General features: G+C 66.9%; 19 protein-coding genes. 7 read left to right on the top strand and 12 right to left on the bottom strand.

The window, feature by feature from the left end; all coding sequences use genetic code 11:
- Nucleotides 1-9: 9 nt before the first annotated feature.
- Together AB4Z16_RS09010 and AB4Z16_RS09005 are read right to left on the bottom strand one after the other, a co-directional pair.
- Nucleotides 10-807, bottom strand: coding sequence for a hypothetical protein (locus AB4Z16_RS09010; RefSeq protein ID WP_441510994.1), 798 nt, complete (start codon nt 805-807; stop codon nt 10-12).
- The gene (locus tag AB4Z16_RS09005; protein WP_441510993.1) at nt 804-1,022 is read right to left on the bottom strand and encodes a hypothetical protein; all 219 of its coding nucleotides are present in this window, start codon (nt 1,020-1,022) and stop codon (nt 804-806) included. The genes AB4Z16_RS09010 and AB4Z16_RS09005 overlap by 4 nt, the downstream gene beginning before the upstream one ends.
- A 172-nt stretch (nt 1,023-1,194) precedes the next feature.
- Between AB4Z16_RS09005 and AB4Z16_RS09000 the strand changes: the two genes are divergently transcribed.
- Nucleotides 1,195-2,331 carry a DUF2336 domain-containing protein gene (locus AB4Z16_RS09000; RefSeq protein ID WP_441510992.1) on the top strand — a complete coding sequence of 379 codons (1,137 nt, stop codon included), beginning with the start codon at nt 1,195-1,197 and terminating at the stop codon, nt 2,329-2,331.
- A gap of 9 nt (nt 2,332-2,340) precedes the next feature.
- On the opposite strand, the gene AB4Z16_RS08995 is transcribed toward AB4Z16_RS09000, so the two are convergent.
- The 3 genes from AB4Z16_RS08995 to AB4Z16_RS08985 are packed head-to-tail and all read right to left on the bottom strand — an operon-like array spanning nt 2,341 to nt 5,105.
- Nucleotides 2,341-2,676 (bottom strand): DUF1491 family protein, encoded by a 336-nt coding sequence (locus AB4Z16_RS08995; RefSeq protein ID WP_441510991.1) that lies wholly within the window; start codon nt 2,674-2,676, stop codon nt 2,341-2,343.
- Between the two features lie 18 nt (nt 2,677-2,694).
- A complete protein-coding gene (locus tag AB4Z16_RS08990) occupies nt 2,695-3,288 on the bottom strand; it encodes a hypothetical protein (RefSeq protein ID WP_441510990.1) in 594 nt (197 codons plus the stop codon).
- Between the two features lie 14 nt (nt 3,289-3,302).
- Nucleotides 3,303-5,105 (bottom strand): sensor histidine kinase, encoded by a 1,803-nt coding sequence (locus AB4Z16_RS08985; protein WP_441510989.1) that lies wholly within the window; start codon nt 5,103-5,105, stop codon nt 3,303-3,305.
- Between the two features lie 325 nt (nt 5,106-5,430).
- Here AB4Z16_RS08985 and AB4Z16_RS08980 point away from each other — a divergent pair, with 325 nt between their 5' ends.
- Together AB4Z16_RS08980 and AB4Z16_RS08975 are read left to right on the top strand one after the other, a co-directional pair.
- A complete protein-coding gene (locus AB4Z16_RS08980; RefSeq protein ID WP_441510988.1) occupies nt 5,431-5,697 on the top strand; it encodes a hypothetical protein in 267 nt (88 codons plus the stop codon).
- Nucleotides 5,698-5,800: 103 nt separating this feature from the next.
- On the top strand, nt 5,801-6,229 hold the full coding sequence (locus tag AB4Z16_RS08975; protein WP_441510987.1) for a SufE family protein: 429 nt from the start codon (nt 5,801-5,803) through the stop codon (nt 6,227-6,229).
- Between the two features lie 6 nt (nt 6,230-6,235).
- Here AB4Z16_RS08975 and AB4Z16_RS08970 read toward each other — a convergent pair whose 3' ends face one another.
- The 3 genes from AB4Z16_RS08970 to AB4Z16_RS08960 all read right to left on the bottom strand — a co-directional run bounded on the left by AB4Z16_RS08970 (nt 6,236) and on the right by AB4Z16_RS08960 (nt 8,018).
- On the bottom strand, nt 6,236-7,033 hold the full coding sequence (locus AB4Z16_RS08970) for a DUF6456 domain-containing protein (protein WP_441510986.1): 798 nt from the start codon (nt 7,031-7,033) through the stop codon (nt 6,236-6,238).
- Nucleotides 7,030-7,395 (bottom strand): helix-turn-helix domain-containing protein, encoded by a 366-nt coding sequence (locus tag AB4Z16_RS08965; protein ID WP_441510985.1) that lies wholly within the window; start codon nt 7,393-7,395, stop codon nt 7,030-7,032. The genes AB4Z16_RS08970 and AB4Z16_RS08965 overlap by 4 nt, the downstream gene beginning before the upstream one ends.
- Nucleotides 7,396-7,601: 206 nt before the next feature.
- The gene (locus AB4Z16_RS08960; RefSeq protein ID WP_441511190.1) at nt 7,602-8,018 is read right to left on the bottom strand and encodes a Ros/MucR family transcriptional regulator; all 417 of its coding nucleotides are present in this window, start codon (nt 8,016-8,018) and stop codon (nt 7,602-7,604) included.
- A gap of 334 nt (nt 8,019-8,352) precedes the next feature.
- On the opposite strand from AB4Z16_RS08960, the gene AB4Z16_RS08955 reads away from it, so the two are divergent.
- Nucleotides 8,353-10,524 carry a S9 family peptidase gene (locus AB4Z16_RS08955; RefSeq protein WP_441510984.1) on the top strand — a complete coding sequence of 724 codons (2,172 nt, stop codon included), beginning with the start codon at nt 8,353-8,355 and terminating at the stop codon, nt 10,522-10,524.
- On the opposite strand, the gene AB4Z16_RS08950 is transcribed toward AB4Z16_RS08955, so the two are convergent.
- On the bottom strand, nt 10,525-11,883 hold the full coding sequence (locus AB4Z16_RS08950; protein WP_441510983.1) for a hypothetical protein: 1,359 nt from the start codon (nt 11,881-11,883) through the stop codon (nt 10,525-10,527).
- Between the two features lie 288 nt (nt 11,884-12,171).
- On the opposite strand from AB4Z16_RS08950, the gene AB4Z16_RS08945 reads away from it, so the two are divergent.
- Nucleotides 12,172-12,771 carry a superoxide dismutase gene (locus AB4Z16_RS08945; protein ID WP_441510982.1) on the top strand — a complete coding sequence of 200 codons (600 nt, stop codon included), beginning with the start codon at nt 12,172-12,174 and terminating at the stop codon, nt 12,769-12,771.
- A gap of 69 nt (nt 12,772-12,840) precedes the next feature.
- Here the strand turns inward: AB4Z16_RS08945 and AB4Z16_RS08940 are convergent, their stop codons facing one another.
- Both AB4Z16_RS08940 and AB4Z16_RS08935 read right to left on the bottom strand, forming a co-directional pair.
- Nucleotides 12,841-14,526 carry a methyl-accepting chemotaxis protein gene (locus AB4Z16_RS08940; protein WP_441510981.1) on the bottom strand — a complete coding sequence of 562 codons (1,686 nt, stop codon included), beginning with the start codon at nt 14,524-14,526 and terminating at the stop codon, nt 12,841-12,843.
- 120 nt (nt 14,527-14,646) lie between these two features.
- Nucleotides 14,647-15,480 carry a ChbG/HpnK family deacetylase gene (locus AB4Z16_RS08935; protein WP_441510980.1) on the bottom strand — a complete coding sequence of 278 codons (834 nt, stop codon included), beginning with the start codon at nt 15,478-15,480 and terminating at the stop codon, nt 14,647-14,649.
- A gap of 123 nt (nt 15,481-15,603) precedes the next feature.
- Here AB4Z16_RS08935 and AB4Z16_RS08930 point away from each other — a divergent pair, with 123 nt between their 5' ends.
- The gene (locus tag AB4Z16_RS08930) at nt 15,604-16,635 is read left to right on the top strand and encodes a glycosyltransferase family 2 protein (RefSeq protein WP_441510979.1); all 1,032 of its coding nucleotides are present in this window, start codon (nt 15,604-15,606) and stop codon (nt 16,633-16,635) included.
- Between the two features lie 115 nt (nt 16,636-16,750).
- Nucleotides 16,751-18,277, top strand: coding sequence for a murein biosynthesis integral membrane protein MurJ (murJ, locus tag AB4Z16_RS08925; protein WP_441510978.1), 1,527 nt, complete (start codon nt 16,751-16,753; stop codon nt 18,275-18,277).
- A gap of 3 nt (nt 18,278-18,280) precedes the next feature.
- Here the strand turns inward: murJ and AB4Z16_RS08920 are convergent, their stop codons facing one another.
- Nucleotides 18,281-19,261 (bottom strand): NAD(P)H-dependent flavin oxidoreductase, encoded by a 981-nt coding sequence (locus AB4Z16_RS08920; RefSeq protein ID WP_441510977.1) that lies wholly within the window; start codon nt 19,259-19,261, stop codon nt 18,281-18,283.
- Nucleotides 19,262-19,271: the final 10 nt, after the last annotated feature.

Here is a 19,271-nt window from a genome sequence, read left to right as displayed (position 1 = left end):
GCCGGAAAACTAGCCCTTGTAGACCACGGGCCGCTTGCCCTCACCGAAAGTGCCGTTGAGCGGCATCTGGCAGAGCGGCGCGGACTCGGCCGCCAGCGCCATGATCGCACGTTCCGCCCGGACTGCCTCCCGCGAAGGCATCTCCACGACGAGATTGGTCAGGGCGTAACGATAGCTTCTGATCCGGAAATCCAGGCGCTCGCAGACCCAGTAGATCAGCCCCTCGTTCTCGATCACGCGCGCCATGGCCGGCTCGATCTTGCCCGGAGCGACATCCGGCGATCCCTCGGCAGCCCGCATGCGGACCCGGTCCATGGAGACGACGCGCATCGCGTTGGCCCGAAACGGGCCGATCAGCAGGCGGTCGGCATTCGCGTCTTCCGCGAGGCGGTTATAGCGCGAGGCCTGCGAGGCGAAGGACACCGAAGTCAGCCCGCGGAAGTAGTCCGAAACGTCGTTCGACTGCGCCGCGACCGGCAGGATGCGGCTATGCGCGAAATTCGATATCTCGCCCTGGAAGACGCTGTGCGGGCTGGCGGGCATGACGAAGCGCCAGGCGCGATCGCGCAGTTGCTCCTCGTCATCGGTCAGGCGGAAATAGGACGCTGCCTCGCCTCGCGACGCCGCGGCGAAGAACCCGCTCTCCGGCGCGATGAGCTGCGACCAGACCGTCGGACGCGGGCGACCGAGATCGCCGTCGGTCGCTGTGCAAGCGGTGAGGACAAGCGCGGAAGACAGCGCCAGTGCGACAATGGCCGGGGACGGCGGTCCGGCCGGCAGCGCTTGATCGGATAGACGTCGTCTCACGCGGGCTGCCTGTGATCCATCTTGCTTGCCGCCTTGCGCGGGCGCCGCGCGGGCCGCGCCTTTGCCGAGGAAGGCTTGGCCTTAAGCGGAGAGGTCTCGGCAGGCCGCTCGTAGCGCACGCCGGTGAAGAACAGGATTTCCGCCACGCGTCGCGGAAACGGGCAGGACCGCGCCTGCGGATAGCGATAGAGCGCGAAGGGGATGATGACGGTCATGCAGCGCCTCCTATCCAGCGCCCGAGTTGCAATCGCGAGAGCCGTCCTGGTGCGTAAGGCCGCACCCTTTGTCGCAGGCCCTCAAAGCCATCAGGCTCCAGCATGGTTAACGTGGCCTTAATGCCTCGGGGATAATCTGAGCGAACCCGTCGGATTCGCAGCCGAGCCAAGCATGCCTGCCCGTATTTCCCAGGAACTCGCCGATCTTGCCCGCCTCGCCCGCGACGGCGACCTCGGTCTCAGCCAGGTCTCGCTGCGGGTGAAGGCCGACCTGCTGATGTCGACCCAACAGCCGCCGCAGGAGGATCTGGCTGCCTTCAGCGAGATGGCGGCGATGCTGATTCCGACCATCGACGAGCCGACCGCGCTGATCCTGGCGCGCAAGCTCGCAGGCTGGCGGCATGCTCCGCTCGCGGTGCTGACAGCGCTGGCCGCCCGTGGCGGCGCGGTTCTGATCGAAATGCTGCGTCACGGCATGCCGCTTTCGCCCGTCGAGCTCGAACGGCTCGCCGAGACCGGCGATACGGCGATGCGTAGCGCGCTCGCTGTCCGCCAGGACCTCACCAATACCGCGGTCCTGCTGCTGGTTTCCGAAGCCGATCGCGCTATCGATCTTACCCTTATCGGCAATCGGGAGGCGCCGCTGCCTCGCGCCGCCGTCGACACGCTGGTCGCGCGCTCGCGGATCGATCCGTCCTATCAGCTCGGCCTTCTCGCACGGGAAGACCTGTCCAATCTCGAACTCGCACCGCTGTTCCTGCGCGCAGGCACGGTGCGCCGCCTCGCCATTCTCGAATCGCTGATGGCGCGCGAGGCCTTGCATCCGAGCGAGCGGCGGCCGGCGGTCGCCAGCTCGACCTTTGCCGACTGGCTCGTCCTTGCAGGCGAAGACCGCGCGAGTGCATTCGCCGCGGTCGCCGGGCATCTCGGCGGCGACGCGCCGCTCGCTGCTGCGATTGCGAGCGATGCCTCGCGCGATCTTGCGGCTCTGAGCCTTATTGCCAGCGGAGCGCGCGTCGAAGACGCAACGCGCTTCCTGATCCGCCTCGGCGACGAGACGGCGCATTCGGTCGAACGGATCTTCGCGCTGGTCGAGCTGATGCGCCTGGCCAAGCCATCGATCGCGCTTCGGCTGGCGATGCTGATTGCCGGCGTGCAGCCGGTGTCCGCACCGCAGCGCAAAGGCCAGCACCAGCCGGCGATGGACCCGAGCGGGACGCCGAGCCGGCCCGGCGCGGCCCGCCCGGACGTTCAGCCCGGCCTCGCCGACGTTCTCGGCCGGATCGGTTCGAAGCGTGAGCGGGGCTGAGAGAAGGGGCTAGCTCTCGGCAAGCTTGAGGCGCGGATCGCCGGTCCGGTTCTCGATCTCGACCAGCCAGAGATCGCTGTCGAAGCGCAGCTCCTTGTCGACCCGATCCTCAACCGTGAGCGGATCGGCATCGATCAGGAGCTGGAAGCGACGCTCGCCGTCATCCTCGGCCATTGATTGCGGCGCCGGCCCATAGAGGGCGGCCGTGCCGTCGAGGCGATCGAGCTTGACGAAAATCGCACCGGCCTCCCGCGCGCCCCGCCGACGCAGCACCGCCACGTGTCCATCGAAGGCGGCCTGCCGAAGGTAGGCCGAGACCCAGAAATCGCTGGTCAGGCGCGCCATCGCCCGGCGCCGCCCGGCTCAGTTCTCGGCCGATCGGCGCGGGGCGGCAGCGGAGCGGGAAGCCGCGCCCTTGACGTCGGCCGGCGGGCGAAGGTCGCCACCGTTGATGAGGTCGGCAATCGGGTCGCGAAGCGGGGCCGCCTTGGGCACCGAAGTCGTCGCCGACTGCGCCGTGCGCGGCTGGCTGGCGACCGGGGCCGGCGGACGCGGCGCCGCCTCGCGCACCGGTTGCGCGCTCGAAAGATCGGCCGGCCGCGCCGGCGGCCGCGACGGTGCCGCCGCCGGCGTCGCAAGCGCAGCCGGCGCAGCGTCCGGGATCGACGCGGGGGCCGGCTCGGCGCGGCGTTCGGCCGCCGCGCGGGGCGGCGCGGCCGGTGCAGCCGAGAGCATCGGCGCCGGATGGCGCGCCTTCTGGAACATCAGCGCATTGGCGACGATCGCACAGGAAACGATGCCGAAGGCGAGAAGCAGGATCGCCCGGCCCGGCCGCCGTCCGACTGTGCGGCCGATCCGCCCGAGCCAGGAGGATTTGCGACGCGCCGGCTGCGCGCGCCGAACCGGGGCGGACAGGGAAGCGCTGGAATGGGCACGGGCGGCCATGGTCACGGACATCGGTCAGCTCGGTTTCAGGCGGTCAGACGGAGTGGTTCTTTGGTTTCGAGCCCCTTCCGCGGGGCGCGCGCGAAAGTGACGATCTTGGCCAGCGGCTCGACGGCTTCAGAGCAGCCGACCGGCAGCCGGATCGAGACCCGCGTGCCGACACCGAGAGCGCTCTCGACAGTCATGCGCCCGCCATGCAGGCCGACCAGGCCACGGACGACCGAGAGGCCAAGGCCGGTGCCCTCATGGTTGCGGTCATAGGCGCCCTTGACCTGGAAGAAGGGATCGCCCAGCCGCGGCAGGTCGGCAGCCCCGATGCCGATACCGGTGTCGGAAACGGACAGGTCGATCATATCGCCGTCGCGGACGATGGCGAGCATGACGCGCCCGCCTTCCGGCGTGAACTTGATCGCGTTGGACAGCAGGTTCAGCACGACCTGCTTCATTGCACGCTTGTCGCCCTCGATCGGCGGAAGAGCCGGGCCCGCGACACGGTCGAGCGCAACGCCGCCGTTCTGGGCGCGCAGCGCCATCAGCGTGCAGCAGTCGCGGGCAAGCTCGGCAAGATCGAGCGGGTCCCGCTCGATCTCCATCGCGCCGCTCTCGATCTTCGAGATGTCGAGCAGGGTGTTGACGACTTCCAGCAGGTGGTGGCCGGACGCATGGATGATCCGGGCGTATTCGAGCCGCTTGGCCGCATCGATCCAGCCGTTCTCCTCGGTCCCCAGCATCTCGGAGAAGCCGATGATGGCGTTCAGCGGCGTGCGCAGCTCGTGGCTCACAGTCGCCAGGAACTGCGCCTTGACGTCATTCGCCCGCAGGGCTTCGGCGTGGCCGCGGTCGCGCTCGTCGTCGGCCGCCCGGCGCGCCGTGACGTCGCGCATCACGCAGACCACGGCTGTTCCGTCCCTCCCCTCGGCCTCCCCGGTGCGATAGGCCTGCATTTCCAGCCAGAGCGAGACTGGCCGCCGATTCTCGCCCTCCCGCGGGACGAAGAGCGTGCGGAAGCAGGCGGTCGCCGCGCCATCGCCGTGGGCGGCATCGCTGAGCGCCTTCAGAAAGAGCGGCCGATCCGCGACATGCACGCGATCGAGCAAGCCGCGCCCCAGCAGTTCGCGGGGCTCCGCGCCAGCGAGAGCGCGCGCGGCGGCATTCGCAAAGACGACGGAACCGTTGGCGTCATGCCAGGTCACGAGATCGCCGACATGATCGAGAAGGAGCTGCGCCCGCGTATCCGCCGCGCGGTGCGCGCGTCGCTCGGCATCGCGCCGGCGCAGCATGATCGCGGTCGCGATCAGCACCTGCGCCAGGGCCACGATGACCAGCATCGACATTGCTTCGCTCGTCCAGACGGCAGGCCCGGCCAGGAGGCCAAGATGCTGCAGGCCGATGGCGGCCAGCAGCGCCGCAACGGCCACCCAGCCCGCCCTCAAGACGAAGTCGCGCGAGCCGAAAAAGGCCGCCTCGACCGGAACGACGACGAGCCACAGCAGCAACGGTGAAGACAGGCCGCCGGTCGCACCGGCGAGCGCGATGATGAAGAGCGACAGAGCCGCCGACGAGATCAGGTGCGCGATGTCGAGCCGGCCGGTGCGAGAGAGCAGCACGACGGCCAGGACGGGAAGCGCCGCGGCCACAACCATGACTGCCTCGAAAGCGCCGAGCGCGCCGCGCCAGGCAAGATAGGCTGGTGCAAGGCTGAGCGCGCCGCCTCCGACGAGCAGACGCGACAGAACGAAGCGCTCGTGGCGCAAACGTTCAGCCGGGTTCGACCGCACCGATGCATGCACCAATGCCGCCGCCTGTGTCCTCAGTGCTGTGATCGCCATACGGAACGCAACGCCTAAAACTCTGCGGACCACCCGTCCGCGTCACGCATCTCGCCATGCGCGGTTTAAGCGGGACTTAAGGCGCAAGCTCCCACATACTCCATCGGAAGCGGAAAAGAAGAATTATCCCAGATTTTTCATGATCTTAACTGAAATTCTGACGTTTCCGCGTCGATATTCGATGTTCGCAGCAGGGTGAATGGAACCTGAAGATCGGCTGTGGCATTCGACTCGCATTTGAGCGTTCGGAATGACGCGTTTTTTCCGGATCTCTGCCTAATCTCGCTTGTCCGGTGCCGAAGGCGCATCAGCGATGGAGATCGAGATGGCTCACTTCCTGCGCAAGGTCGCGATCATCGGGCTGATCGCGGTGAACTCTCCGGTTCACGGCAACAAGCCCGCCGAGACGACGCTGCCGCAGACCGTCCGTCACGCCGTCGAAAGCGCCCAGGCGAGCGCGCGCAACGCTGCCGGTAGCCTCACGGCCGCGCGCGAAGCGGCGGAGATTCTCGCCGGCCTCGATCCGGCGCTGCGCGAGCGCATCCTGAATACCGCAATGACGACCGCGACCGCCAAGCCGGCGACGCGCTAGCAACGCACAAAGAGGCCGGGCTTTACGCGCTTGACGCGGAACTCCCCTCGCGGGAAGAGGTCGCGCGCCCTATCTGAAGGGAACAATCGCGGCCAGGCAGGACATGACAGCAAGCCTCGACGATATCGTCGCCAATTTCGAGCTGCTCGACGAGTGGGACGACCGCTATCGTTACCTGATCGAGCTGGGCAAGAGCCTTGAACCGCTGTCCGAAGCCGCACACAACGATGCCAACAAGGTGCGGGGCTGTGCTAGCCAGGTCTGGCTTGAAGCGCGGCGTGAGGGCGGTCCAGGTCCGCAGACCCTGCTGCATTTCCGCGGCGACAGCGACGCCCATATCGTGCGCGGGCTGGTCGCGCTGGCGCTGGCGATCTTCTCGGGGCGGCCTGCGTCCGAGGTTCTCGCAACCGATGCCTTCGCCATCTACGAGCGGCTGGGCCTTGCCGCCCATCTCACGCCGCAGCGCTCGAACGGCGTGCGCGCGATGATCGACCGGATCAAGCGCGACGCCGGCGCTGCCGCGGCAGGCTGAGCGGCGTCATTCGGCCGCTGCCGGAAAGAGAGCTGGACGAGAGTCCGCAGCCTGCCAGCTTCTGAGGCCGGCCGGCCGCGCAGGGCGAGCCAGCCCGTAATGCGTCGCCAGCGTCGCCAACGCGATGCGGAGCACGACCTTGGCCGAACGCGCCGGCCAGCGTCGCTCCCTCTCGACCAGATCGAGCCCCTTGAGAAAGCCACAGATGTCGATGACCAAACCAGACAGCTCCGGCCCCAGCTTGTCGCAGGCCAGCCTGACCCGCTGACGGGCCGCGAGCGAAGTATCGGACGCGCCTGCCGCGTCGCGGGGCCCCGGGCTCCGCTGTTCCGGCGTCAAGGCGGCGTCCCAGTTCATCGTCGTACGCGGCAGCATCTGGGCCAGCGTAATGTCGGCGCGAAAACGTTCGCCGGCCGCGAATTCCTCGTCAGTCACTTGCGGCTTCCCGTCCTTCCCCGAACGGCGATATAGCCAGAGCAACGGACTCTCGCGCTCATCCAGCAGGGGCCGGCTCGGATCTGCGGCCTGGGGGCCCGTATCCTCAGCCGGCAGGCGAGCCTGCGCCTCCCCACAGAGGGCGAGCCTTGCAGATTTGCCCGCGCCGCTCCAGCCGACGAGACCATCGGCAATCAGCGCGGTGGCGACTTCCGCCGAGGCGTAGCCCGCGCCAAGGCTGGCACCTCTCGCCTCACGATAAAGCGCAATGCGTCCGCATCCCAACGGAGACGCAATCGCATAGCATCCGGGCTGCGCGAGGTGCCGGAGCAGCCGCTGCCGCTCGTTGCGATCCTGTCCAGCGGTCATCGGCGCGCCTCCCTTGCCCGGCATTCCAGCCTGTGCATCACAGCCAGGAGCGCGGCTTCGAGCGCGTTGAGCCCGCATTCGAGGCGCAGATCGTCGCGGCGGTCCTCGACCAGAGCGCAAGCATGCCGCACCGTCGTCCGATCGCGGCCAAAGCAGGCGCCCACACGCGTCAGGCTGAGGCCAAAGGTGACATGGGCAAGATACATCGCCACCTGCCGCGCCAACGCCACCTGCTGGCGGCCACGCGTGGCGCCGCGCAGAGCGGCGAGAGGAACGCGTGCCAGCCCGGCAACCGCGGCCTCAGCCAACCGCGCCCCTGCCGTGGCGCGCAGGGAAGCCTCACTCTCAGCATGAATGTTCATGATATGTTCCCAATTTCAGACGACGCTCACCGCTAGGGAGTCGCCGTCCGAAATAGGATTATATTCTTAAATCCAGACTGACAAGCCTTGGCGGCACGCTATCCCCGGCTCCTGCCACGGGCTGACAGGTATGAAAAAAGCCGCCGGGTGCCCGGCGGCTTCCTCTTTGCCAGATCGTCTGGCCAGCAGACTGGCCGGATGTCGGCTCAGCGGCGCTTCCGGCGCTGCTGACCGAGGCCCATCTTCTTCGCGAGCTGCGAGCGCGCCTCGGCATAGTTCGGCGCAACCATCGGGTAGTCCGGCGGGAGGCCCCACTTCTCGCGATACTGCTCCGGCGACATGTTGTACTGCGTCCGCAGATGTCGCTTCAGCGATTTGAACTTCTTTCCATCCTCAAGGCAGATCAGGTAGTCGGCCGTGATGGACTTCTTCACCGGAATGGCGGGCTTCGGCGCCTCGACCTGAACAACCGGGGCGGCCCCGCCGATGACGCGATTCAACGCAGAATGAACTTCGCTGATCAGAGCAGGTAGTTCAGATGCAGGCACGGAATTGTTCGAAACATAAGCGGAAACGATATCCGCCGTCAGCTCGATGTAATCCGATCCCTCGTTTTCGGTCATGGCGATGTCACTCCTTATCGTTCTTGGCAGCAGTTTTTTCTGAGGATCGCCCGTTTTGCTCTGCCTGTTTTCTGACCAAACTTTGCGATAGCGGATCAAGCACTACCGCGCCCAGAATCGGACAACGCGGACTGATCGAGATAAGCGTTTAGTCCATGCCGACTATTCATGCAAGAGAACAATTCCCAACAATTGAAATTCTGGAAAGCTCTATAATTCAACCCCTGCGCGAGTTCATTTCATTGCACCGCAAAATCAAACACACGATTCCGCAGGCATCTTGCCAGGGCTTGCGCCGCTCTCTACCTGTCGCCGCCCCTATCGGAGAATTCCCATGCGCTCGGATCAGCATCGTCAGGCTCGCGGCACGCCGCCATCCCGCCGCGGCGGCCGGCCGAAGGCGCCAAGGGCCGAGATCAGGCCCAAGGAGACCGTCGTTCATGGCGTGCCCCTGCGCGACGACTATGATTGGCTGCGGGCAGCGAATTGGAAAGACGTCCTGCGCAGCCCCGATGCATTGCCAGCCGACATTCGGGAATATCTCGAAGCAGAAAACGCCTATTGCAAGAAGCTGATGGCGCCGACGCGCGCGCTGCAGCGCGATCTCGTCAAGGAAATGCGCGGGCGGATCAAGGAGGACGACTCCAGCGTACCGCAGCCGGATGGTCCGTTCCTCTACTATTCACGCTACCGCAAAGGCGCAGAGCATCCGCTGATCTGCCGGCGTGCGCGAGGTCCGTCAGATCAGCGGAAGGCGACGCGCGAACAGATCATGCTCGACGCAGATGCATTGTCCGAAGGGAAGGACTTCTTCGACCTTGGCGATACCGCGCACAGCCCAGACCACAAGCTGCTTGCCTGGAGCGCCGATGAAGCCGGCTCGGAATTACATACGATCCGCATCCGTAACCTGGAGAGCGGTGCGGATCTGCCCGATCAGGTCGAGGATACAACCGGTGACATCGTATGGGCGAATGACTCGCGCTCGTTCTTCTATGTCGCGCTCGATGCCGATCATCGTCCGTCGCGCGTGCTGCGCCATCGCCTGGGCACGCCCGGCAGCGCGGACGAACTGCTGCATGACGAAGCGGATGCCGGCATGTTCGTCGATATCGACCGGACGCAGTCCAGCCGTTTCCTGCTGATTACCATCAGCGATCACGAGACGTCCGAGACGCGCGTGGTCGATCTCGACAAGGACGACGCCAAGCCTGCCCTGATCGCGCCGCGTCTCGTCGGGCGGCAATACGCGCTGGAGCATCATGGCAACGACTTCCTGATCCTGACCAATGCCGACGACGCCGAGGACTTCAAGATCGTCAGCGCGCCCCTCTCCGGGCCCGCGCCGGAGAACTGGCACGATCTCGTGCCGCACAGGCCGGGGCGGCTGATGCTGAGCCATGTCTGCCTGAAGGGGCGCCTGATCCGGCTGGAACGCGAAGACGGGCTGCCCCGCATCGTCATCCGCGATCTCGCCAACGGAGTGGAGAGCAGCATCGCCTTCGACGAGGAGGCTTATGGCCTGGGCATGGACCCCGGCTACGAGTTCGACACGGATACGCTGCGGTTCATCTACGCGTCGATGGCCCGGCCGGCCGAAACCTATGACTACAACCTCGCCACCGGCGAGCGGACCTTGCTGAAGCGGCAGGAAATTCCGTCCGGCCATGACCCCGCCACCTACAAGGTGCGCCGCATCTTCGCGACGGCGAAGGACGGCGAGCGCGTGCCGATCTCGATCCTGCACCGCGTCGACACGCCACTCGACGGCTCCGCGCCATGCCTCCTCTACGGCTATGGATCCTATGGCTCGGCGATGTCGGCTTCGTTCCGGACACGGCCGCTCAGCCTGGTCGATCGCGGCTTCCTCTATGCGATCGCCCATGTTCGCGGTGGCACAGACAAGGGTTGGCGCTGGTATCTCGACGGCAAGCGCGAGAACAAGCGCAATACTTTCACCGACTTCATTGCTGCGGCGGAGGCTCTGGCCGAAGCGGGCTTCACCAGCCGCGGCCGCATCGTGGCCGAGGGCGGAAGCGCCGGGGGCATGCTGATGGGCGCGATCGCCAACATGGCGCCGGAGCTCTTCGCCGGTATCGTGGCGGAGGTGCCCTTCGTCGACGTGCTCAACACGATCCTGGACGACACCCTGCCGCTGACGCCGCCGGAATGGCCGGAATGGGGCGACCCGATCCGCGACGTGCAGGCCTTCGAGACGATCCGCAGCTATTCGCCCTACGACAACGTGACGGCGCAGAATTACCCGCCGATCCTCGCCATGGGCGGATTGACCGATCCTCGCGTGACCTATTGGGAACCCGCGAAATGGGTGGCGAGACTGCGGGCCACGATGACAGGCGGCGGGCCGATCATGCTTCACACCAACATGGAAGCCGGCCATGGCGGCGCCGCCGGCCGCTTCGACTCCCTGAAAGAGACGGCGCTGGCCTATGCCTTCGCAATCCAGACGGTTGGCGAAGGCTGGCCGGGCGCCGGTGATGCCTGATCACATGCCCAACCGGCTCTTCTCGCTGGCGAGATAGACTTTGAGCTCGTCCATCGAGGCGAAGCTATATTCGCCGTCGGGGGTGCGCGCCCGGATCGAGCCGTCGGCATAGATGGTGAAATGGGCGTCGCCGACCTGATAGGCGCCGACGACGCCTTCATCGGAAGCGGCTCGCTCCGGCGCGGCAGCCTGATCGTCTTCCGCCTCGTCCTCGACGGCCTCAGCGTGCGTGGCGGCCGTCGTCTGTGCGCCTTCGCCCGGGGCGGCATCTTCCAGAGCGGTTTCGGCGTGAGGTTCGGGATCGGGCTCCACCCCTGCCGGCGCGGGAGCAGAAGCAAACTCCGGCGCCTCCGTCCGCGGCGGCCATGGCGGCGAAGCGGCCTCGGCAGTGGCTTCCTCCGCCGGTGCGGGGGTCTCGAACCATGGCTCCTTGCGGGGCGAGGCCTTGTCCATCCAGGCTTCCGCCTCAGCGAAGGGATCGGTCTCAGGTTCGAGCCTCGGCTCGACCCGGAGACCGGGCTGGGCGGGTTCGTTCAGGTGGCCGGCCAGGCTCTCGCGCAACGCGCTGAACTCGTCGAGATCGGCATCGCGTTCGGCAGGCTTGCCCTCGTCCTGCCCAGCCGGGGGCGTCGTCTCGTGCTCCGGCGAAGGCCCGGCATCAATGTGAGCCGGCTCGACCGCATGCGCCAGCGCCTCATCCTCGCCCATCGGCTGGATCTTCGCGGCGACGATTTCAGCCGGCTCAGGGCTCTCCGTCTCGATCGCAATCGGAGCGTCCTTCGGCTCTTCGGCATGCCCGGACGAGATTTCCTCGAACATGTCGGGGAGCGGCTCCGCAGGCTCCGGGGACGCAGCGTCCCCTTCGCTGCCATGCGGCGGCTCCGTCTCTTCGAGACGCTTTGCCACGAGTGCTCCGAACAGGTCCCGATCCGGGGGCGACGCGCGATCGGCAGCAGGCGCCGCCGTTTCCGGTGCCGGCGCCACGAGCGCTTCGGCCACCGCACCGACAGCGACGGCGCCGGCCGCTGCTCCAACCGCCGCGGGCACGAACGCCGACTGCTTCGCGATGCGCTCCTCGCGCGCAGCCTCCCAAGGCGCGCGGACGGGCTCGGCGGCAGCCTGCGCCGGGTGCACATCCACGCGCATCTGCGCGCCTTCCGCCAGCGACCGCTTGAGCGCGACAACCTCGCGCAGCACCCAGGCGAGCGACAGGAGGATAAGCCCGGTGCCGCTTGCGATCGTACCGATGATGACCTGGGTGAAGCCGCGTTCGAGGACCAGATAGGGCCAGCCGTCATAGATGGCGTAGACGCCGCCGCCGAAGAGAACGAAGCCCAGAACGGTAAATATCGCGATCAATTTCGCATCCTTGGCATGAGCCGCGCCGGCGCTGAAGTGACGCAAAGCCGTGCGACTATCTAACGTATTGAATAAGGGAGAGTTTCCAATCCGGACCGCTTAGGCGCAGGAAATTGGCGCGATTGTGGCCGCCTGTCGAGAAGACATGCGCATTTCGCCGTGGAAGCGGTTGTCGGCCGGCACCGGGAGGCTTAACTATCGCGTGGAATGGCAGGGCCTCCCTGCCCCCGTCCGTCGACGGCAAGCCATTCTCATTCAAGCGATTTTCATAGCCCAAGGAGAGGCCTCATGTCTTTTACTCTTCCTGATCTGCCCTACGCTCATGATGCTCTCCAGCCCTTCATGTCGAAGGAGACGCTCGAGTATCATCACGACAAGCACCATCTCGCTTACGTGACCAACGGCAACAACGCGATCAAGGGCACGGAATTCGAGGGCAAGTCGCTCGAAGAGATCGTCAAGGGCTCCTACGGCAAGAACCCGGCCGTCTTCAACAACGCCGGCCAGCACTACAACCACCTCCATTTCTGGAAGTGGATGAAGCCGAATGGCGGCGGCAAGGTGCCGGGCGCGCTCGAGAAGGCGATCGTGGATTCCTTCGGTTCGGTCGACAAGTTCAAGGAAGACTTCGTCGCGGCCGGTATCGGCCAGTTCGGCTCGGGCTGGGCCTGGCTCGAGGTCAAGGGCGGCAAGCTCGCCGTCAGCAAGACCCCGAACGGCGAGAGCCCGCTCGTCCACGGCGCCACGCCGATCCTCGGCGTCGACGTCTGGGAGCACTCCTACTACATCGACTATCGTAACCGCCGCCCGGACTATCTCAAGGCCTTCCTCGAAAGCCTGGTGAACTGGGAGTATGTCGCGGAGCTCTACGACGCCGCCAAGGCCTGAGTCTGTCGGCAAGCCCAAATGCAGACGGGGCCTCGCGGCCCCGTTTTTTATAGCGGGTCCTGCAGCCGTTCAGGATGCGACGCTGCGCAGGAACTGGTCGACCGTCGAATCGAGACGCTGGGCCTGAGACGAAACCTCGCTGGCGGCGCCGCGCACCTGTTCGGCCGAGCGCCCGGTTTCCTCGACACTATCGGCCAACACGCTGAGATCGCTGGAAACCGAGAGCGAAGACGAACTCGCCATCGCAACGCCGCTGGCGATCTCGCCGGTAGCGATCGCCTGCTGCTCGATCGAGGTGGCGACCGAGTTTGCGAACTTCTCGATCGCATTCATGCGCTCGGCGATGTTCTGGATCGCACCGACGACCTGGCCGGTGGCGCCCTGGATGGCGGCGACCTGGGCAACGATGCGGTCGGTCGCGTCCGCGGTCTGCGCCGCAAGCGACTTCACCTCGGAGGCGACGACGGCAAATCCCCGCCCTGCCTCACCGGCGCGCGCAGCTTCGATGGTGGCATTGAGCGCCAGCAGATTGGTCTGCGAGGCGATGTCACGGATCAGGTTGACGACCTCGCCGATCGCACGCGCCGTCTCGTCAAGTTCACGCACGGAACCCGCCGTATCGCGCGAGGCCGAAGCCGCCTCGACGATCTCGGTGCGGACACGCCGCACCTGGAATTCAACTTCCCGGATAGCCGCACCCATCTCTTCGGCTGCCTGGGCAGCGTTCTCGACGTTCCCGGAAGCACCATGGGCGTTGTCGGCAGCGCGCGCAGCGCGCTGCGACGATTCTGCCGCGACCCGTGCAAGACCGTCGGATGCCTCGCGCATCCGCTCCGCATTGTTCTTGAACGCTTCGAGTGCGAGCCCGACCTCGCTCCGGAACGAGGTGATGGCCATGTCGACGCCCTGCTGGCGCGCGCGCTGCTCATCCTCAGACGCGCTCTGCTTCTCCTGCAGCGTCGCACGCTCGGCGAGACGAACCTTGAGCACGCCGAGCGCACGGGCGATCGCGCCGATCTCGTCGCGCCGTTCCAGCGCATCGATGGGTGTGTCCAGCTTGCCGTCGGAAATGCTGACGATGGATTTCGTCATGCTGCGCAGGGGGCGCATCGTCCGCGACAGCGAGATCCATAGCAGAGGCCCGAGCACGACCAGAATGAGAAGGCCGAGCCCAATGGTGACGAGTTGCTCCCAGGCGGCGCGTGCCACGAGCCGGGTCTTGTCGAAGCGCAAGGCGACATAGCCGATCAGCTTCTGCTGGCCGCCAACGCGCACGGCATGGATTTTGGTCACGAAGACGTCGTCTTCGATTGCGATCTCGTCGCGGCCTTCCAAGGCCTTCCAGGGCTCCTGGCCGACGGCGGCGGTCAACCAGCGAGGTGTCAGCGCGAGACGCGCCTCCTCGGTGCGCCCCGCCGATGCCAGGGCGGACAGATCATCCCCGACCACGCCGGCGTCGAAATCGGGGTCGCGGCGCAACGAGTTCAGGATGTAGCCGAGGGTGTTCGTGTCGCGCGACAGGATGAGCGACGGTGCCGCATTGACCACCATGAGGGTCAGCGCCGTGACCTTCTGATCGAGATCGGCGCGGGTGCGTGCATCGTTATAACGCGCGATCGCCATGACGACGAGGACAACCGTCACCGCGACGATCGCAACGGCGGCAGCGGCGATCTTTCGGCTGAGCGAACCCAGGTCCCGCCCGATCGGCTGCGCCAACTCGCCCGCAACCGAGGCGCGTCTGAACCACGTCATCGCCCCGAACATCCTCGCAATCCGGCGCGCGCATTTTGCGGCAGCACGCCAAGCCAATCCTCCGGCAACATTGGCCGATGCGGGTAAACAAATCGCTTGCGCGTCGGCCCGGAACGCCAGTCAGCCCGCCAGTTCGTGGAAGCGTCGCAACGGCATGTCCGGCGGCGGTTCGAAGGCGGCCAAGGCGGCATGCTCGATGGGCCGCGTCGCGGTGACCGGGTCGAGCCCCGCCAGTTCGGCATCGACGAAACCGGGATGGCACATGACGAGATGCACCTTGCCGGGCTTGATCAGAAAGCGGGCGAGGTCAGCGCTGAAATCGCGATGCGGATCGAAGGGTGCCACGCCCGCGAAGCCGGAGTTGACGCGCAACTCTCGCCTGAGCACCGCGCTGCGGAAACCCGCCGCAAGCCCGGCGATTACGAGCGCCTTGCCGACCGCCACGCCGCGCGCACGAATTGCCGCGATCCGATCGGCCGGATCGCGTACATAGAGCGAACCTGCGGGATAGCGCCGGGCCAGCAAATCGAGCAGCGCCCGCCGGACGCCTGGCAAGACGTGAACATGCTGGTGACCATCGACGAAGTCCGGCGGGCGGCCCATCGCATCCTCGAAAGCGTCGAGCTGTCGCGCGATCTCGCTGGCGATCTCGGCTCTGACCACACCCGAGACCGCAGCGGCACGCGCGACGTCCTTCAACCCCGGCAAGGCGCCGCCGGGTGCAAGGCGCGGCATGGTGGCGATCGGGGCGGCGCAGGTCAGGTTCAGATGCAGGCCGAGATCGGCCGTACCGGCGAAAGCGGCGAGCTTCGGCGCCAGCCGGCGCCAGTGCGGGCGATTGGTCATGGCGCCGGTGGCGGTCAGCCTGCCGCGCGCCAGCAAATCCAGAATCGCGCGGCTGACGCCTTCGGTCATGGCGAAATCGTCGGCGCAGAGGATGAAGCCTTTCGCCATGCCGTTTGTTGTCCCTCGTTCAGCCGGATCGCGGTATAGCGCGGCGGGCTTGTCGGCCGGCAAGCTTTAAGGTTCTGTGCGTCGCGCGTCACCTCGGCGAGGAGGCGCGTGGAAAGGTTGTTCGTGTCGGATTCCGCATCTCAGCCGGTTCAGCGCGCGCCCCGGGCGGCCCGTTGGCCGGAGCTTTCGATCGTCGTGCCCGTGCACAACGAGGCCGAGAACCTGCTGCTGCTGGTCGGCCGGCTGCGCAGCGTGCTCGAAGGTAAGGTGTCCTCCTGGGAAATCGTCTTCGTCGACGATGGCAGCCGGGACGACACGCTGCCGGTCATCCGAGACCTGAACGCCGCCGATCCGCGAATCAGCGCCGTCTCCTTCAGCCGCAATTTCGGCAAGGAGATCGCGATCGCCGCCGGCCTCGACCACGCGATGGGCGATGCCGTGGTCATCATGGATGCCGATCTCCAGCACCCGCCGGAAGTCATCCCGACCTTTCTCGAGAAATGGCACGAGGGCTATCTCAACATCTACGGACAGCGCACCGACCGCGAGGATGAAACCCCGCTGAAGCGCAATTTCGCCAAGGCCTTCTATCGGATCTTCTCCTATTTCGGCGAAACCGACCTGCCGGAAGGCGCCGGCGATTTCCGGCTGCTCGACCGCAAGGCGGTCGATGCGCTGCGCGCATTGCCGGAGCGGGCGCGCTTCTCGAAGGGGCTCTATGCCTGGGTCGGCTTCCGTTCGATCGGCGTGCCCTTCCATGTCGCCGAGCGCGAGCACGGCCAATCCAAGTTCAAATATCGCAATCTGTTCTCCTTCGCCTTCGACGGGCTCTCCTCCTTCTCCACGGTCCCTCTCAAGATCGCGACGTGGTCGGGAGCTGCCATCGCGGTGATCGCCGCGTTCAGCGCGGTCTACTTCCTGCTGCGCACGCTGCTGTTCGGCACCGACCTGCCAGGCTTCCCGTCGCTGATCGTCTCGATCATGTTCTTCTCCGGCATCCAGCTGCTGTCGCTCGGCATGATCGGCGAATATGTCGGGCGCATCTTCGCAGAGGTGAAGCGCCGCCCGCTCTATCTGATCGGCGAGCGCGTCGGCTTCGATGCGCGCACCGTCGACCATCCGCGCGGCGACGCCCTGCCGCCGCTGATCCGTTGATGAACATGACAGGGCGTCATTCTCGGGCTTGACCCGCGAATCTCGTTCAGGAAGAGGCTCAGGCGCCTCACTGTCCCGAGATGCTCGGGTCAAGCCGAGCATGACGAGGTTGCAGATGCTCAGAAACATCCTGTCGGTCGGCGGCTACACGCTGATCTCGCGCTTCACCGGCTTCGCCCGCGACGTCATGCTGGCGGCTGTGCTCGGTGCCGGCGCGATGATGGACGCTTTCTCGGTGGCGCTGCGCCTGCCCAACCATTTCCGCGCCATCTTCGGCGAAGGCGCCTTCAACCAGGCCTATGTGCCGACCTATGCCCATGTCGCCGAGCGCCAGGGCCAGGAGGCGGCGAATCTCTTCGCAGACCGACTTTTCACCGTCCTCCTCGTGATCCAGATCGTGCTGCTGGTGCTGGCGTTGCCGCTGATGCCCTGGCTGGTGGCGCTGCTGGCGCCGGGCTTCGTCAACGACCCCGCCGTCTTCGACCTCGCCGTCGCGCTGACGCGGATCACCTTCCCCTATCTGCTGTTCGTGACCATGGTCACGTTTCTGGGCGCGACACTGAACGCAGTCGACCGCTTCGCCGCCTTTGCCGCCGCGCCGATCCTGTTCAACCTCTTCATCATGGCGGCGCTGGCCGTGCCCTTCCTGTTCCCGAGCGCCGCCTATGCCGCGGCCTGGGGCGTCGCGGTCTCGGGCGTGGCTCAATGGGCCCTGCTCTATATCGCGGCCAAGCGGGCCAAGGTCTCCAGCACGATCGTGCGGCCGCATATGGATCCCGGCGTCCGGCGCTTCCTCAAGACCTTCGGCCCGGCCGTGATCGGCTCGGCCGGGCAGCAGATCGCGATCTTCGCCGATACGATCATCGCCTCGCTCCTGCCGCGCGGCGGCTATGCGGCGCTCTACTATGCCGAGCGGCTCTACCAGCTGCCGCTCGGGCTGATCGCCATCGCGGTCGGCACCGTCGCGCTCTCAGCGATGAGCCGCGCGATCGCGCGCGGCGACGAGGCTGCCGCCAACCGGGCGCAGAACCGCGCCATCGCGATCTCGCTCGTCGCCAGCGCCCCCTTCGTCGCCGCCTTCGTCGCGGTGCCGGAACTGATGGTCGCGGGGCTGTTCCAGCGCGGCGCCTTCGGCGCGCAGGCAAGCGCCGCCGCCGGAGCCGTGCTCTTCGCCTATGCGCTCGGCCTGCCGGCGATCGTAATGATCCGCACGCAGGTCTCCGCCTTCCAGGCCCGCGGCGACACGACGACCCCGATGCTGGTGGCGCTCGCCGCCATCGCCTGCAACCTCGCGCTCAAGCTCCTGCTCTGGCGCGACTGGGGCGCTCCGGGCCTGGCGCTCGCGACAGCGGCCGGCGCCTGGGTCAATCTGCTGGCGCTGTTCGTGCTGGCGCGGCGGCGCGACTGGACGGTGCCCGACCGACGCCTGCCCGGGTTCGCGGCGATCGTCTGCGGCGCTGCGGCCCTTTGCGGCCTCCTGGCATGGTGGGGCGCGCCGCTCGTGATCAAGCTCACGGCGTCCCTTCCCTTCGAGCCGCTGCTGATGGCAGTCCTGCTGATCTCGACCGCCGCCGCGGTGCTCTACGCGTTGCTCGCCATCGGCGGCCTGAAGGCGACGGGCCTGCTGAAGCTGTTGCGCTGACGCTCAGGCGAGGTATCGGCCCGCGCGCCCGAGCAGGGCCGCAGCTTCCGCCGCCATCCGCTCGACGATCTCCGCGGCGCTTGGAATATCGGAGATCAGACCGGCTGCCTCGCCGAATATGACGGCAGCCTTGTCGGGATCGCCCGCCGTCACGGCCTCCCGATAGGTGGGTGCCTCCGTCTCGATAGCGCCCATCAGCTCGGCATCACGCCCAGCCCATTTGGCAATGAAGGCGTTGTTGGAAACGCGGATGTCGAAGGGCTTCGGCCAATCGAGCTGGCGGACGATGTCGGGTAGCGAGGAGCGCACGGTCTCGTCTCCAGTCGCCGCCACCGCGGCCGCATGGTGGCGTTCGTGGACCAGCGCCTCCCGGCTCGCCCAGAAGCGCGTGCCGACCAGCACGCCATCGGCGCCGAGCATCAGCGCGGCGGCGAGGCCGCGGCCGTCCGCGATCCCGCCCGCTGCAAGCAGAAGCGTGTCAGGGCTTTCGCGTGCGATGAGATCGGCCGCTTCCGGCACGAAGGGCAGCGTCGCGCGGCTGGCGCCATGCCCGCCGGCCTCGGAACCCTGCGCGACGACGATCGCGGCACCGGCCTCCAGCCCTTGCCGAACATGATCGAGCGTCTGGCACTGGCAGATCAGCGGCACACCGGCCGCGGCGATCCCGGCGGCGAAGGGGCGTGGGTCGCCGAAGGAGAGCATCAGTGCGGCGGGCCTGTGAGCCAGCGCCTGCGTCAGCAGCTCCGGCTTCCGCGCCATCGACCAGGTGATGAAGCCGCAGCCGACCTGCATATTGCCGGCAGCGGCGAATTGCTGCTCGATCCAGGCGCCCTCGCCATAGCCGCCGCCGATGAGGCCGAGGCCTCCGGCGTTGCTCACCGCGGCTGCCAGCGCCCCGCCGCCTGCCAGCGCCATCGGCGCCGACAGGATGGGGTGGACGATGCCCAGCCGCTCGGTGAGCCGCGTGGCGAGGCGCGCCGTCACGGGGCGAACC

The organism is Allobosea sp. TAF32 (genome assembly GCF_052113585.1).
Taxonomy (GTDB): Bacteria; Pseudomonadota; Alphaproteobacteria; order Rhizobiales; family Beijerinckiaceae; genus Allobosea.
Note: the sequence above shows the minus strand (reverse complement) of the source record. Positions and strands in the feature narration are given on the sequence as shown.

Bases quoted from the DNA above. Each gene is read 5' to 3' on its own strand.
- AB4Z16_RS08985 (WP_441510989.1), bottom strand. From the start codon at position 5,105: ATGGCGATCACAGCACTGAGGACACAGGCGGCGGCATTGGTGCATGCA.
- AB4Z16_RS09005 (WP_441510993.1), bottom strand. From the start codon at position 1,022: ATGACCGTCATCATCCCCTTCGCGCTCTATCGCTATCCGCAGGCGCGG.
- AB4Z16_RS08945 (WP_441510982.1), top strand. From the start codon at position 12,172: ATGTCTTTTACTCTTCCTGATCTGCCCTACGCTCATGATGCTCTCCAG.
- AB4Z16_RS08965 (WP_441510985.1), bottom strand. From the start codon at position 7,395: ATGAACATTCATGCTGAGAGTGAGGCTTCCCTGCGCGCCACGGCAGGG.
- AB4Z16_RS08955 (WP_441510984.1), top strand. From the start codon at position 8,353: ATGCGCTCGGATCAGCATCGTCAGGCTCGCGGCACGCCGCCATCCCGC.
- AB4Z16_RS08935 (WP_441510980.1), bottom strand. From the start codon at position 15,480: ATGGCGAAAGGCTTCATCCTCTGCGCCGACGATTTCGCCATGACCGAA.
- AB4Z16_RS08990 (WP_441510990.1), bottom strand. From the start codon at position 3,288: ATGTCCGTGACCATGGCCGCCCGTGCCCATTCCAGCGCTTCCCTGTCC.
- AB4Z16_RS09000 (WP_441510992.1), top strand. From the start codon at position 1,195: ATGCCTGCCCGTATTTCCCAGGAACTCGCCGATCTTGCCCGCCTCGCC.
- AB4Z16_RS08970 (WP_441510986.1), bottom strand. From the start codon at position 7,033: ATGACCGCTGGACAGGATCGCAACGAGCGGCAGCGGCTGCTCCGGCAC.
- AB4Z16_RS08960 (WP_441511190.1), bottom strand. From the start codon at position 8,018: ATGACCGAAAACGAGGGATCGGATTACATCGAGCTGACGGCGGATATC.
- AB4Z16_RS08980 (WP_441510988.1), top strand. From the start codon at position 5,431: ATGGCTCACTTCCTGCGCAAGGTCGCGATCATCGGGCTGATCGCGGTG.
- AB4Z16_RS08940 (WP_441510981.1), bottom strand. From the start codon at position 14,526: ATGACGTGGTTCAGACGCGCCTCGGTTGCGGGCGAGTTGGCGCAGCCG.
- AB4Z16_RS08975 (WP_441510987.1), top strand. From the start codon at position 5,801: ATGACAGCAAGCCTCGACGATATCGTCGCCAATTTCGAGCTGCTCGAC.
- AB4Z16_RS08995 (WP_441510991.1), bottom strand. From the start codon at position 2,676: ATGGCGCGCCTGACCAGCGATTTCTGGGTCTCGGCCTACCTTCGGCAG.
- murJ (WP_441510978.1), top strand. From the start codon at position 16,751: ATGCTCAGAAACATCCTGTCGGTCGGCGGCTACACGCTGATCTCGCGC.